The 14830-nt window shown below is 71.0% G+C and carries 8 protein-coding genes and 2 riboswitches; of the genes, 3 read left to right on the forward strand and 5 right to left on the reverse strand.

The window, feature by feature from the left end:
* Positions 1-149: 149 nt before the first annotated feature.
* Positions 150-5774, forward strand: a complete 5625-nt coding sequence (locus ACN269_RS01030) for a GH92 family glycosyl hydrolase (protein ID WP_421470529.1) — start codon at positions 150-152, stop codon at positions 5772-5774.
* A gap of 189 nt (positions 5775-5963) precedes the next feature.
* Here ACN269_RS01030 and ACN269_RS01035 read toward each other — a convergent pair whose 3' ends face one another.
* The 3 genes from ACN269_RS01035 to ACN269_RS01045 are packed head-to-tail and all read right to left on the reverse strand — an operon-like array spanning position 5964 to position 7515.
* A complete protein-coding gene (locus ACN269_RS01035) occupies positions 5964-6554 on the reverse strand; it encodes a histidine phosphatase family protein (RefSeq protein WP_421470530.1) in 591 nt (196 codons plus the stop codon).
* Positions 6551-7321 carry a CbtA family protein gene (locus tag ACN269_RS01040; protein WP_421470531.1) on the reverse strand — a complete coding sequence of 257 codons (771 nt, stop codon included), beginning with the start codon at positions 7319-7321 and terminating at the stop codon, positions 6551-6553. The genes ACN269_RS01035 and ACN269_RS01040 overlap by 4 nt, the downstream gene beginning before the upstream one ends.
* Entirely contained in the window at positions 7312-7515 is a 204-nt protein-coding gene (locus tag ACN269_RS01045; protein ID WP_421470532.1) for a CbtB domain-containing protein, read from the reverse strand. Before ACN269_RS01045 ends, ACN269_RS01040 begins: the two co-directional genes overlap by 10 nt.
* A gap of 35 nt (positions 7516-7550) precedes the next feature.
* Positions 7551-7690: riboswitch (cobalamin riboswitch) on the reverse strand.
* 141 nt (positions 7691-7831) lie between these two features.
* Positions 7832-8045: riboswitch (cobalamin riboswitch) on the forward strand.
* Between the two features lie 195 nt (positions 8046-8240).
* On the opposite strand from ACN269_RS01045, the gene ACN269_RS01050 reads away from it, so the two are divergent.
* Together ACN269_RS01050 and ACN269_RS01055 are read left to right on the forward strand one after the other, a co-directional pair.
* Entirely contained in the window at positions 8241-10568 is a 2328-nt protein-coding gene (locus tag ACN269_RS01050; RefSeq protein WP_421476153.1) for a ribonucleoside-diphosphate reductase subunit alpha, read from the forward strand.
* Positions 10569-10606: 38 nt separating this feature from the next.
* Positions 10607-11602 carry a ribonucleotide-diphosphate reductase subunit beta gene (locus ACN269_RS01055; RefSeq protein ID WP_421476155.1) on the forward strand — a complete coding sequence of 332 codons (996 nt, stop codon included), beginning with the start codon at positions 10607-10609 and terminating at the stop codon, positions 11600-11602.
* Positions 11603-11754: 152 nt separating this feature from the next.
* On the opposite strand, the gene ACN269_RS01060 is transcribed toward ACN269_RS01055, so the two are convergent.
* Together ACN269_RS01060 and ACN269_RS01065 are read right to left on the reverse strand one after the other, a co-directional pair.
* Positions 11755-13563, reverse strand: a complete 1809-nt coding sequence (locus ACN269_RS01060; RefSeq protein WP_421470533.1) for a family 43 glycosylhydrolase — start codon at positions 13561-13563, stop codon at positions 11755-11757.
* Between the two features lie 408 nt (positions 13564-13971).
* Positions 13972-14820, reverse strand: a complete 849-nt coding sequence (locus tag ACN269_RS01065; protein ID WP_421470534.1) for a FadR/GntR family transcriptional regulator — start codon at positions 14818-14820, stop codon at positions 13972-13974.
* Positions 14821-14830 lie beyond the last annotated feature (10 nt).

Raw genomic sequence — 14830 nt, forward strand, 5'->3', positions numbered from 1 at the left:
TCTGCCCAACATCCACCGGATCTGCCCTCGCTTGTCAGGCACGCCCCATGACAACGATGTCAGACCCGGCCCACCGTCCACCCCCCCCACGTCCCCTTGCTCAGACGCTCGACGTACTCGACCGGATCGAGGCGAAAGGTCCCACCCCCATGCCGTATCTCCCCCGTGCGCGCACCGTCTCCCTGCGGATAGCCGTCGCGACAACCGCCGCCCTGCTTCCCCTGGGGATGGTCGTCGCCGCGCCGCTGGCCAACGCCGCACCCAGCGCGCCGCCGCCGGGCGCATTCCGTTCCTCGTTCGAATCGGCCGACCCGCAGCCCGCCGCCAGCACCGTCGAGGTCGACCGCTCGGGTCGGCCCGTCCAGGGCAACCTCAGCGGGTCGAGCGACGCGAACCTGCCCGGCAGCCTGCTCGGCCAGGTCGAGGCCGCCACCGCGAGCGCCCAGAACCCGCCGAACGAGACTGCGGCGAACCTCACCGACGGGAACCCGTCGACCAAGTGGCTGGCGTTCGAACCGACCGCCTGGCTGACGTACCAGCTGGCGAAGCCCGCGGTCGTCAAGCGGTACGCGCTCACCTCGGCCGACGACGAGCCGGGCCGCGACCCCCGCGACTTCACCCTGCAGGGGTCCACCGACGGCAGCACCTGGGTCGACCTGGACCGCCAGACGAAGCAGCGGTTCGCCAAGCGCTTCGCCACCAACAGGTACGGCGTCGCCAACACGACGGCATACGGCTGGTACCGGCTGGCGATCTCCGCGAACTCCGGCGAATCCCTCACCCAGCTCGCGGGCTGGGACATCAGCGACGGCTCGGACGTCCGACCGCCGGCCACCCCCATGGTCACCGAGCTCGGCCCCGGGCCGGTCGGCGGCTACACCACGAAGCCGGGCGTCGGCTTCACCGGGCTGGCCGCGCTGCGCTACCGCGGTGGTGCCCAGGCCGGCGGCCGCTCGTACGCGACGAACAAGCTGTTCGACGTCGACATCCCGGTCGGGCCGAACACCCGCCTGTCGTACCGGATCTTCCCCGAGTTCACCGGCCAGGACGCCCGCTACCCGTCCACCTACGCGTCGGTCGACCTGCGCTTCACCGACGGCAGCTACCTCAGTGGACGCTCGGCCGTCGACCAGCACGGCAACCCGCTGACGCCGGCCGGTCAGGGCGCGTCCAAGGTGCTCTTCGCCGACCAGTGGAACGCGGTCAGCGCCGACATCGGCACCGTCGCGCGCGGCAAGACGATCGACCGCATCCTGCTCGCGTACGACGACCCGCAGGCCACCGAGGATTCCCTGTTCCAGGGGTGGCTCGACGACGTGGAGCTGACCGGTAGCCCGGCCACGATCGACGGCTCCCGGCTGACGAACTACGTCGACACCCGCCGTGGCACCAACTCCACCAGCGGGTTCTCGCGCGGCAACAACCTGCCGATCACCGCCGTACCCAACGGGTTCAACTTTTTCACCCCGGTGACCGACGCGACCTCGGACTCCTGGGAGTACGACTACCACCGCGCCAACAACGCCGCCAACCTGCCCACCCTGCAGGGCCTCGCGATCTCCCACGAGCCCAGCCCGTGGATGGGCGACCGTAACCAGATGTCGGTGATGCCGGTGGCCGGCGACGGACCGCTCACCGGGTCACCCGCCAGCCGGGCGCTGGCCTTCCGCCACGAGGACGAGACGGCACGGCCGGACCTCTACCGGGTCGCGCTGCAGAACGGCCTGGTCGCCGAGATGACGCCGACCGACCACGCCGGCATCATGCGGTTCACCTTCGGGCCGGGACCGTCCACCGGAAGTCTCGTCTTCGCCAAGGGCACCTTCACCATCGGGACCGACGGCACGTTCACCGGCTGGGTCGACAACGGAAGCGGTCTCTCGGCCGGGCGTAGCCGGATGTTCGTGTCCGGCACGTTCGACCGGGCGCCGACGGCGGTGACCGCGACGTCCGCGACCTTCGACGTCGCCGCGAACCGGCAGGTCACGATGCGGATCGCGACCTCGTTCCTCTCCGTCGACCAGGCCCGGCGCAACCTCGACCTGGAGGTGACCGGCCGCAGCTTCGACGCGATCCGCGACGCCGCCACCGCCGCCTGGAAGGACCGCCTCGGCCGGGTCGAGCTGCGGGGCGCGACCGAGACGCAGCTGGTCACCATGTACTCCAACCTGTACCGGCTGAACCTCTACCCGAACTCGCAGTCGGAGAACACCGGCACCGCCGCCGCCCCCCACTGGCAGTACGCCAGCCCGGTGTCCGCGCCGACCGGCACGTCGACCGCCACCCGCACCGGCGCGAAGGTCGTCGACGGGCAGATCTACGTCAACAACGGGTTCTGGGACACCTACCGCACGGTGTGGCCCGCGTACTCGCTGCTCTACCCGGACGTCGCCGCGAAGATCTCGGACGGGTTCGTCCAGCACTACCGTGACGGCGGCTGGATCGCCCGCTGGTCGTCGCCCGGCTATGCCGACCTGATGACCGGCACCAGCGCGAACGTGGCCCTGGCGCAGGCGTACCTCACCGGGGTCAAGCTGCCCGATCCGCTGGCGGCGTACGACGCGGCCGTCAAGGACGCGACGGTCGCCTCCGGGCGCGGCGCGGTCGGCCGCAAGGGCATCGAGACGTCGCTGTTCCTCGGCTACACGCCGACCTCGACCGGCGAGTCGGTGTCGTGGGCGCTGGAGGGCTACATCAACGACTACGGCATCGGCAACATGGCCGCCGCGCTGGGCAAGGACCCGGCGACGCCGAAGTCCCGGCGCGACCAGCTCAAGGAGGAGTCCCGGTACTTCCTGGAGCGGGCCCGCAACTACGTCCACCTCTTCGACCCCACGACGAAGCTCTTCCAGGGCCGCGACGCGTCCGGCACGTTCCTCGCCGGTGACCCGCTGGACTGGGGTGGCGTGTACACCGAGACCAACGGCTGGAACTTCGCGTTCACCGCGCAGCAGGACCCCCGGGGCCTGATCAACCTGTACGGCGGGCAGCAGGCGTTGCGCGACAAGCTCGACACCTTCTTCGCCACGCCCGAGAACGCCGACCGTCCCGGCGGCTACGGCGGCATCATCCACGAGATGGTCGAGGCCCGCGCGGTGCGGATGGGCCAGCTCGGCATGAGCAACCAGCCGTCGCACCACATCCCGTACCTGTACGACGTCGCCGGTGCTCCCGCCAAGACGCAGGCGGCGGTGCGCGAGATCCTGCGGCGTCTCTACGTGGGCAGCGAGATCGGCCAGGGCTACCTGGGCGACGAGGACAACGGCGAGATGTCGGCCTGGTACGTGCTCAGCTCGCTGGGCATCTACCCGTTGCAGGCGGGCTCGACCCACTGGGCGATCGGCTCGCCGCAGTTCACCCGGATGACCGTGCACCGCCCGACCGGCGACATCGTGGTCAACGCCGCGAACAACGACAACCGCAACGTGTACGTGCAGAGCGTGAAGGTCAACGGCAAGAAGCAACGCACCGTCTCCGTCGACGTGTCCGCGCTCGCCAAGGGCGGCACGATCGACTTCCAGATGGGACCGAACCCGTCCTCGTGGGGCACCGGTCCGGACGCCGCGCCCCCGTCGCTGACCAAGGGCAACGCGGTACCGCAGCCGTTGCAGGACGTCACGGGGCCGGGCCTGGGCACCGCCACCATCGGTACGGGTCAGGACGCGTCGACGCTCTTCGACGACTCGTCCACCACCCAGTTGACCGCGTCGTCGGGTACCCCGCAGATCGGCTGGACGACCCGTGGCGGCCGGCAGCAGCCGACGTACTACACCATCACCTCCGGCGCGGCCGCGGGTGACCCGGCCGACTGGCGGTTGCAGGGTTCCACCGACGGCCTCACCTGGAACACCCTGGACTCGCGGACGGGTGAGGTGTTCCGCTGGCGCAACCAGACCCGGCCGTTCCGGATCGACAAGCCCGGGCGGTACTCCCAGTTCCGCCTGGTCGTGACGAAGACCGTCGGCGCGGCGCAGCCGAACCTGGCCGAGATCGAACTGCTCGCCGGCGGCGACCTCGACCTGGGCGGCGGCGACATCACGGTGACCGCCACCGACGACGTGCACGCCCGCTCCGGCGCGCCCGCCACGCTGGCCCTGGCCACGGTCACCGGTGGCGTCGCCGACGACTACCGCGCCACGATCGACTGGGGCGACGGTTCACCGGCCACCGAGGGCACCCTGACGCTGAGTTCCCGGGAGGTCTACCGGGTCAGCGGCGAGCACACCTACGCCACGCCCGGTTACCACCAGGCGAGCGTCACGGTGACCGACGGCGCCGGTCAGGGCTCGGTGACGGTCGGCGTCGACGTCGCGTACGCGGCGAAGTCCAGCCTCACCGCGGCGTTCGACACGGTCTGCGTCGGCGACGAGGGCACCCTGGCGGCGGACTGTGACGCGAAGTCGTGGGCCTACTCGCGGGCCGCGCTGGCGGCGGCCGGTGTGACCCAGGGGCAGCGGCACCAGGTGCCGGGCACCGCGCTGGGCTTCACCCTGCCGCAGGTCCCGGCCGGGCAGCCGGACAACGCCACCGGTAACGGCGCGACGATCGCCCTGCGCCTGCCGGACGACGCCCGGAACATCTCGTTCATCGGCGCCGGTACGCAGGGCAACCAGGACACCACCGGAACGGTGACCTTCAGCGACGGCAGCACCGACAGCGTTCCGATCCGGTTCAGTGACTGGACGCTGGGCGGCAACGCCAACGGCACGCCGTCGTACGGCAACGTCGTGGTCGCGAAGTCCGCGTACCGGCTCAGTGGCACGAGCCGCGACGGTGCCCAGCCGTTCCTGTTCGCCACCACGCCGTACCAGATCCCGGCGGGCAAGACGCTGGTGTCGGTGACCCTGCCGACGCAGACCGGCGACCCGCGCTCGGCGGGCCGGATCCACGTGTTCGCCGTGGCCGACGACGGCACTCCGGCTGCTGCCCTGGTGACCACCGCCCCGGGCGACCAGAGCGTCGACGTCGGGCAGGTTCTCACGGCGGACCTCGGGTCGGTGACCGGCGGTGTCCCCGACACCACCGGCTACCGGGCCCGCGTGCAGTGGGGCGACGGCACGGTTCCGGACGACGCCACGGTCGGCGCGGACGGCGCGCTCAGTGGTCGGCACACCTACGCCGCTGTGGGCACCTACCCGGTGCGCGTCACCGTGTGGGACACGGTGTCCAGCAGCACCGCTACCTTCACCGTGACGGTCCGGCCGGCTGGGGCGGCCACCACCCTCGCGGTGTCCGGCGCGCAGTCGGTCGCCGCTGGCGACGCGGTCACGGTCGTCGGCAGTGGGTTCGCCGCCGGCGAGCGGGTGACGGTGGGCCTCGCGGCCGGCACGACCCGCGAGGTGACGGTCCCGGCGTCCGCGACGGGCACGGTCCGTGCGACCGTCGCGACCCCCGGGGACACGCCACCGGGTCGGTACGCCGTCCGCGCCACCGGCGCGTCCTCGGCGAACCCGGCGACGGCGACCGTGCAGGTGATCGTGGGTTCGGCGGAGCCGGCCTACCAGCCGCGCCTGTCGTTGCCCACGCCGACCGCGCCGCGCGGCACGGCGATCACCGTCGACGGCACCGGCTTCGCGCCGAACGAGACGATCACGGTCAGCCTCGGCGACGGCCGTCGGGTCGGCACGGTGCGCGCGAACGGTGACGGCATCGTCGCCGGTGGGACCGTCGGCGTCCCGGATTCGATGGAGCCCGGAGTCACCAGCGTGACGCTGGCCGGGTCCCGGTCGAAGGCGACGGTGTCCCGACCGTTCACGATCACCGCTACGAAGTAGGCCGGAAGCACATCAGTCGGGCGGGCCGTACTCCACGGCCCGCCCGACATCCGTTGCGGGTCCGCCGATCCCGGCCCCGAACGGCGGGTCGCGGGACCGCTCGCCTCGCCCGACCGATCGCCGCTCCTGCCAGCCGACCTCGCTGCCCCGAATCTGGGGCAGCTCGACAGGGGTCGTGGTAGACCCTCGTCACCCCTCCGCCGGTGCTGGTGCCGCGTCCAGGCGGAGCTGCCAGTGTGGGCCGTGGCCAGTGAGCCGGACGACCGCCAGCGGCGCGACGTCGAACAGCCGGTACGTCGCCAACGGCAGATCCAGGGCGTGCACGAGCGCGACCCGGATCACGAGCGGGTGGGTGACGGCGGTGACCCGTCGGCCGCCGCCGCGCTGCGCGTCCAGCCACCGACCGACGCGCCGGCGCACGGCGACGATCGACTCACCACCGTGCGGCGCGGCGTCCGGATCGGACAGCCACTCGCGCAGCGCGTCGGGCCGTTCCGCCGCGATCTCGGCCAGGGCCCGGCCGGACCAGTCGCCGTAATCGCAGTCGGCCAGGCCTGCCTCGACGCTGGGCGCGAGGCCGAGAACCTCGGCGGTCTCGACGGCCGCCGTCTCCGGGCTGGACAGGCAGGCGTCGGGCGGACGCCGGCAAGGCAGGGCGGGGGACAGGGCGAGGGCGGCACGTCGGCCGCCCTCGTCCAGACCGTCGTCTCCGCCGAACCGGGCCTGCCGCAGGGCGGCGGTGTGACCGTGGGCGACCAGCCGCAGGCTGGTGGCGCTCACCCGGCCAGTGGTGCGTCGGCGGCCGCGCGCTGGCGGTGCATCAGGGCGGCGAAGAGCAGGCCGATCCCGGTCCACAGCACCGTCTGGGTGCCGAGTGAGGCGAGTCGGAAGTTCCACAGCAGTGTCGCGGGGAAGTCGGCGGGGACCTCCTGGAACGACGGCAGCACCACATAGGACACGACGGTGACCAGCAGGAAGCCGCCGACCGCGGCGCTGGCCCGCAGCCACACGGGCGCGTGTTCACTCACCGACCGGTAGCCCAGCGAACCGGACCAGACCGCGACCAGGCCGAGCACCACCATCAGCAGGTAGGTGACCGTGCGCTGGTCGATGGTGGCGGGGTCGCCGACGGCCGGCGGATTCGGCGGGTACTTGAGGAACGGCACGAGCACCGCGCCGAGCAGCGCGCCGCCGGCGAGCAACAGCCCGGACCGTCCGTCGTCGGCGGTCTGCCGCCTACGGGCCAGCAGGACGTACGCGCTGGCCAACAGGCCGCCCATGGCGACACCGAACAGGCCGGTGGCCAGGAAGAGGCCGCCGCGCTGGCCGTCCCGGCCGATCAGGGCCTCCTCGCCGTGCTGGTGCCCGTCGGCGGTAGGCCCGGCGTGCGTGGCCGCCTCCTCGATGGCGATGGCCGCCTCGACGTGTGGTTCGCCGACGACGTAGGCGAACGTCCCGGCGAGCAGGCCGGCCACCAGGCCGGCGAGCAGCCCGCGCAGCAGGACCGTGACGAACGTGGGTGCGGTTCCGGTGCCGCTCAGTGGCACGGGACACCGAGCAGGTGCCGGCCGTCGTGCATCAGCTCGTGCAGGTACATCCCGCTGCGCGAGACCGCCCCCTGGTCGAAGGCGACGAGGTAGGCCAGCAGGGCGAGCACGGCGACGGTGGCCAGGACCGTCCACAGGAGACGGATCGGGACAGCGGGGTGCGCCAGCGGCTGGCTGGACGTGGAGCTGGACATGCGTGAACGAACCTCCTCGGGGATGACGCGTCCCCATCGCAAGGCTGCGGACGACCGAGCGTCCTGGCTCGCGACCCCCGGGCTGGGGGCCGCTCACAGTGGCGCGACCGCGCCGGATTCTCACCGGCTTCCCTCGCGTCGCCGCAGATAGTGGGTCGACCGTATCGGTGCCGGTTCCGCTCGGTCAAGCCGACGACGACTGTCGGGGTGCCGCCGCCCGCCACCCGGCCCGGGTCGATCGACGAGGACCGTCACGTCGACCGCGACACGCCCGAGACCGACATGTGGGGTGTGACAAACGTGCCCGCCCCTATATATGGTGTCGACCGCAGCTGGTTCGGCCAATCCTGGTGACTGGTCGAGGCAAGAGGGAACCCGGTGGAAATCCGGGACTGTCCCGCAGCGGTGAGTGGGAACGACCGCCGTCATCAGCACTGGGCCATCGGCCTGGGAAGCGACGGCCAGTAGGTGACCGGGCAGGCCCGGTCGCGCCCGCGAGTCCGAAGACCTGCCAGCGCGCCGCGTACCCGAACCTCGGGTGCGCGGCGGTCCGAGGCCGCGTGGTACGGCTGACGCCACCTGACCCATGCCCGCGCGGGCTTGGCGTCCGATGGTCTCCGCCTCCTCGCGTCCGAGGGCCCTTGAGGTCTCGAACTCCCGAGGAGTGAGTGGTGACAGTCACCGAGGTGGTCCCGGTCAGCGGTGAGGCCGTGCGGCGGACCCCGATGCAGGTGCGCAAGCGCGACGGCGGCACCGAGGCCGTGGACGTGAACAAGATCGTCCGGGCGGTCGAGCGGTGGGCCGACGACCTGACCGACGTCGACCCGATGCGGGTGGCCACCCGTACGATCAGCGGCCTCTACGACGGCGCGACGACGGCCGAGCTGGACCGGCTGTCCATCCAGACGGCGGCCGAGATGATCGGCACGGAGCCGCAGTACTCGCGCCTGGCCGCGCGGCTGTTGGCCGGCTACGTCGACAAGGAGGTGCGGCGTCAGGGCATCACCTCGTTCAGCGCGGCGATCCGGGCCGGCCACGCCGAGGGTCTGATCGGCGACGAGACCGCCGCGTTCGTCGCCGCGCACGCGGAGACGTTCGACAACGCCGTCGACGCCGACGGCGACCGCCGCTTCGAGTACTTCGGCCTGCGCACCGTCTACGACCGGTACCTGCTGCGTCACCCCACCACCCGGCTGGTGCTGGAGACCCCGCAGTACTGGCTGCTGCGGGTGGCCTGCGGCCTGTCCCGTACGCCGGACGAGGCGGTCGACTTCTACCGGCTGATGTCCAGCCTCGCCTATCTGCCCAGCTCACCGACCCTGTTCAACTCCGGCACCCGACACACCCAGATGTCCTCGTGCTATCTCGTGGACTCGCCGCGCGACGAACTGGACTCGATCTACGCGCGCTACGCCCAGGTCGCCAACCTGTCCAAGTTCGCCGGTGGCATCGGCATCGCGTTCTCCCGGGTCCGGTCCCGCGGCGCGCTGATCCGGGGTACGAACGGGCAGTCCAACGGGATCGTGCCGTGGCTGCGCACGTTGGACGCGAGCGTCGCGGCGGTCAACCAGGGCGGCCGGCGCAAGGGTGCGGCCTGCGTCTACCTGGAGCCGTGGCACCCGGACATCGAGGAGTTCCTCCAGCTCCGGGACAACACGGGCGAGGACGCCCGGCGTACCCACAACCTCAACCTGGCCAACTGGATCCCGGACGAGTTCATGCGCCGGGTCGAGGCCGACGAGATGTGGTCGCTGTTCGACCCCGACGAGGTGCCCGAACTGCCGGACCTGTGGGGGGAGCGGTTCGACGCCGCGTACCGGGCCGCCGAGGAGCAGGGCCGCTACGTGCGGCAGCTGCCCGCCCGCGAGCTGTACGGGAAGATGATGCGGGCCCTGGCCCAGACCGGCAACGGCTGGATGACCTTCAAGGACGCGGCCAACCGGCTCTGCAACCAGACGGCCGAGCCGGGCAACGTGGTCCACCTCTCCAACCTCTGCACCGAGATCATCGAGGTGTCCAGCGACGACGAGACCGCCGTGTGCAACCTCGGCTCGGTGAACGTCGCCGCCCACCTGACCGACGACGGCATCGACTGGGAACGACTGCGCGCCACGGTCCGGACGGCGGTGACCTTCCTCGACCGGGTCATCGACATCAACTACTACCCGACCCCGCAGGCGGCGGCGAGCAACCCTCGTTGGCGGCCGGTCGGGCTCGGGCTGATGGGGTTGCAGGACGTGTTCTTCGCGCTGCGGCTGCCGTTCGACGCGCCGGCCGCGCGGGAGCTGTCCACCCGGATCAGCGAGGAGCTGTACCTGACCGCCCTGGAGACCTCCGCCGACCTGGCGCGGGAGTTCGGCGCCCACCCGACGTACCCGCAGACCCGGGCCGCCCGGGGCCAGCTTCAACCCGACCTCTGGGGCGTCGAGGGTACGCAGACCGCCCGCTGGGACGCGCTGCGGGAGCGGGTCGCCGCGCACGGGCTGCGCAACTCGCTGCTGGTGGCGGTCGCGCCCACCGCGACGATCGCCTCGATCGCCGGCTGTTACGAGTGCGTCGAGCCGCAGGTGTCCAACCTGTTCAAGCGCGAGACGCTGTCGGGGGAGTTCCTCCAGGTCAACACCGCTCTGGTACGCGAGTTGAAGGCCCGCGGCCTGTGGACCGAGCAGATCCGGTCGGCGATCAAGCGGGCCGAGGGCTCGGTGCAGTCCGTCGCGGAGCTGCCGGCCGACGTGCGGGAGCTGTTCCGCACCGCGTGGGAGCTGCCGCAGCGCGCGCTGATCGACCTGGCCGCCGCCCGCGCGCCGTTCATCGACCAGTCCCAGTCGCTGAACCTGTTCCTGGCCTCGCCCACCATCGGCAAGCTCTCCTCGATGTACCTGTACGCCTGGAAGACCGGTCTGAAGACCACCTACTACCTGCGGTCCCGGCCGGCCACCCGGATCCAGCAGGCCACCGTCAGCGCGGTGACGCCCGTCGTCCCCGTCGCTGTCGACGCCGACGCGCTGGCCTGCTCGCTGGAGAACCCGGAGTCCTGCGAGGCGTGCCAGTGACCACCGCCGACACCACCACCGACGCGAGGACCACACACATGCTGCTCGACCCCGGGATGGACCTGACTCTCCGCCCGATGCGCTACCCGCACTTCTTCGACCGCTTCCGGGACGCCATCCGCAACACGTGGACGGTCGAGGAGGTCGACCTGCACGCCGACCTCGCCGACCTGGACCGGCTGTCGCCGGCCGAGCGGCATCTGGTCAGCCGCCTCGTCGCGTTCTTCGCCACCGGCGACACGATCGTCGCCAACAACCTCGTGCTCAACCTGTACCAGCACGTCAACAGCCCCGAAGGCCGGCTCTACCTGTCGCGGCAACTGTTCGAGGAGGCCGTGCACGTCCAGTTCTACCTGAACCTGCTCGACACGTACGTGCCCGACGAGACCGAGCGGTTCGAGGCCTTCGCCGCCATCGAGAACATTCCGTCGATCCGTCGCAAGGCCGAGTTCTGCTTCCGCTGGATCGACTCGCTGGGCGACCTGCGGGAGTTGCGTACCCGCGAGGACCGGCGGGCCTTCCTGCTCAACCTGATCTGCTTCGCCGCCTGCATCGAGGGGTTGTTCTTCTACGGCGCGTTCGCGTACGTCTACTTCCTGCGCTCCCGTGGCCTGCTGCACGGCCTCGCCTCCGGCACCAACTGGGTGTTCCGCGACGAGTCCATGCACATGGCGTTCGCGTTCGACGTCGTCGACACCGTCCGCGCCGAGGAGCCCGATCTGTTCGACGACGACCTGGCCGACCAGGTCCGCCGGATGCTCACCGAGGCGGTCGAGTGCGAGGTCCAGTTCGCCGAGGACCTGGTGGGCCAGGGGGTGCCCGGTCTCACGTTGACCGACATGCGCCAGTACCTCCAGCACGTCGCCGATCGCCGGCTCGCCCAGCTCGGGATCGCGCCGCACTACGGGTCGGCCAACCCGTTCGCCTTCATGGAGCTGCAGGACGTGCAGGAGCTGTCCAACTTCTTCGAGCGGCGGGTGTCGGCGTACCAGGTCGGGGTGACCGGCACGGTCGCCTTCGACGACGACTTCTAGAACCCCCACCCCACCCCCGGCCCCGCCCCGTCGATCATGAAGTCGTTGCGCCCCTATCGGCGTGTCGGGGGCATTGACTCCATGATCGACGTCGGCGGCGGACGGGTGTGGGGATGGGGTGGGGGTGTTCTTGGGGGTGGGGGACGGGGGAGTCAGGCGGGGGTGCAGGTGGGGGTGGTGGTGGGCGGACTCGACGAGGTGATGGAGCTGAGGTAGCCGGCGGTGGTCGTCGCGCCCGGCGCGAGTTGGCCGTTGTACGCGGCGTTCGCGACGGTGACCTGACTACCCGACTGGGTGAGGGTGCCGTTCCAGACCTGGGACACCGTCTGCCCGCTGGCGAGCGTCCAGGTGACCCGCCAGCCGTTGAGCGCCGACGATCCGGAGTTGGTGACCGTGAGCCGCCCCTCGAACCCGCCCTGCCAGGTGTTCACCACGGTGTTGGTGACCGCGCAGGACGTCCCCGCCGGGCCTGTCGGCGTCGGCGTGGGGGTGGTCGTGGGCGTCGGAACGGGCGTGGGCGTCGCGTCCACGGGCGGGCTCGGCGTCGGGGTCGGGGTGGGCGTCGTGCCGTTGGCTTGGAACTGCCACCAGTTGAGGTTGAACAGCGTGCCGCTGCCGCCGGTGAACCGCAGGTACAGATCCTGGGTACCGGTGGCGCCGGAGACCGGGCAGGAGACGGTCTGCCAGGTCTGCCACCCACCGGTGCCGGGTACCGCGCAGCTGCCCACCCGGGTGCCGGTGGGACTGCCGAGGCGCAGTTCGACGGTGCCGCCGGACGTCGCCGAGGCTACCCGCGCGGAGAAGGAGGTCGCGCCCGTACCGAAGCCGACGCCCTTGACCTTGATGTAGTCCCCGTTCTCGATCCACCCGACGTTCATCCCGCCCTCGCTGGCCGGCTCGGTCTCGATGCCGGAGCCCCAGGCGATGGTCTCGGCCTCCTGCCGCACGTACGGGTTCAGCGTGCCGATCTGTGGCGCGCCCGTCGTGGTCATGTTGATCGTCGGGATGGTGCCGTTGGTGTTGTACGTGAACTTCTCCACGGCCACCGAACGGGTGTAACCGCCACCGCCCGGCAGCGCCCCGTTGTGGTAGAAGAAGTACGAGCCGCCGTTGAAGTCGATGACTCCCGGGTGGTTGGTGAAGCTCGCGCCCTGGCGGGGCATGACCGTGCCGCGGTAGGTCCACGGGCCGGTCGGCCCGGTGGCGGTCGAGTATCCGATGAACTCGGAGCAGCACTCCGCCGCGAACACGTTGTAGTAGATGCCGTTGCGCTTGTAGACCCAGGGGCCTTCCTCGTAGAGGGTGGGTCGGCTCGCGTTGCCGCTGCGGGCGCCGAAACCGGCGGTGGTGAGCGGGATCTTGGTGGCGCTGCCGCTGTAGGAGATCATGTCGGCGTTCAGCCGGACGTACCACAGGTTCGGGTTGCCCCAGTACAGGTACGCCTGACCGTCGTCGTCGACGAAGACCGTGGGATCGATCTCGCCGTTGCCCACCAGGGGGCGGCCGATGGCGTCCCGGAACGGCCCGGTGGGGCTGTCGGAGACCGCGACGCCGATGGCCATCGAGTTGGTGGCCCGGGCGGTGACCGGCACGTACCAGTAGAACTTGCCGTTACGGGCCACGACCTGACCGGCCCACGCGTTGGCGCTGGCCCAACTGAAGGTGGCCACGCTCAACGGTGAGCCGTGGTCGGTCCAGTTGACCATGTCGGCCGACGACCACACCCGCCAGTCCTTCATGGTGAAGTACGTGGAGCCGTCCTCGTCGTGGCCGGTGTAGAGGTAGACCCGTCCGTTGTGGACCAGGGGCGCCGGGTCGGCCGTGTAGATGTGCTGGACGATGGGGTTGTCCGCGCGGGCGGCCGTGGCCGGCATCAGCGTCGAGACGAGTAGCAGGCTCGCGAGCCAGGCGAGGCCGCGCCGGAGCCGGGTCTTGGTCCGCGGTGGCGGTGTGTGGCGCATCGGTACCTCCAGGGTGGGTCACGACGGGCGGGCGGCCCGCCGCGTGCGCTGGCGGCGTGTCGCGGGTGTCGTCGCGGGTCGCTCGGGTGGGGCTGCGGCGGTGCCGCGAGCACGGCAGGAGGAGATCGGGTGTCCACCCGTGGCTCCCGCGTGCGGCGGCCCGCCGTACGTCGACGGCGGTGGTCAACGTCCCTGAGGGGAGGCCCGGTCACCCGCCAGTGGGCGTTGGTCATGCACGGCTCCATCGATCTTGATGGATCGAGTGGAGCGGTGAAGCGTGCCCTTCGCCTCTGCGGCCCGAGGGTAGTCTGTTATCGCTAACATTCTCAAGCGATGGACGGAAATGGATTTACCGGCGATGGCACGGGCGGGTCGGCGCAGGGTCGTACGCAGCGGTCGACGAGCTGCTCAGCGCTGTAGTCGGGTCGGGTTTCCCGGCCCGCTGCGGCGCACGAGCCACGCCTCCGTGATGTGCGTGAACATCGCCTGTGCGGCACCGTCGGGGTCGTGGGCGGCGATGCGCTCGTAGATGCGCCGGTGCCCCTGGTTCGACGCCACGCACATGGCCCGCTCGGGCTGGCCCATGTACCGGGCGGTGTTGACGACCTGACTCTCCAGGGACCGGACGACGCCCCGGGCGATGCGGTTGCCGGACGCCTGCATGATCGTGTCGTGGAAGGCGCGGTCGTGCTCCTGGTAGGTGACGTGGTCGTCGACCAGCTCGTCCATGCGGTCCACCAGGGCGCGCAGCCGGTCGATCGTCGCCTCGTCGGCGAGGCGGGCGGCCACGTTCGCCATGTCGGACTCCAGCACCCGGCGGGTGACCACCAGGTCGTCCAGGATCGCCAGGGTGTCGTCCTCGGCGATGGTCGCCGCGAGGACGAGTTCGTCGAGCATGTCCCACGACGAGGGCGGGGTGACGAGCGTCCCGCTGCCCTGGCGGACCTGCACGAGCCCCTTCTCCTGAAGGATCTTCACCGCTTCCCGGATGACGGTGCGGCTCACCGAGAAGGCCTCGCAGAGCACCGGCTCGGGGGGTAGTGGCGTGCCCGAGGGATGTGCTCCCTGGACGATACGGGTCACCAACTCTGCCGTGATCGCCTGAGCCAGATTCGTCGGGCGACGCGTCCAGTTCGGTGTCGCCGCGCCATTGACGGCCGACTGGTTCGATGTTGTCACGTTCACCTCCGCGTAGCCGCGGGAGCGGGCCCACGAGTCCGCCCCAGTGTACGGGCAACCGTTGACGTCAGACGTCATACGAGTTACG

This window comes from Micromonospora sp. WMMD736 (assembly GCF_049179015.1).
Taxonomy (GTDB): Bacteria; Actinomycetota; Actinomycetes; order Mycobacteriales; family Micromonosporaceae; genus Micromonospora.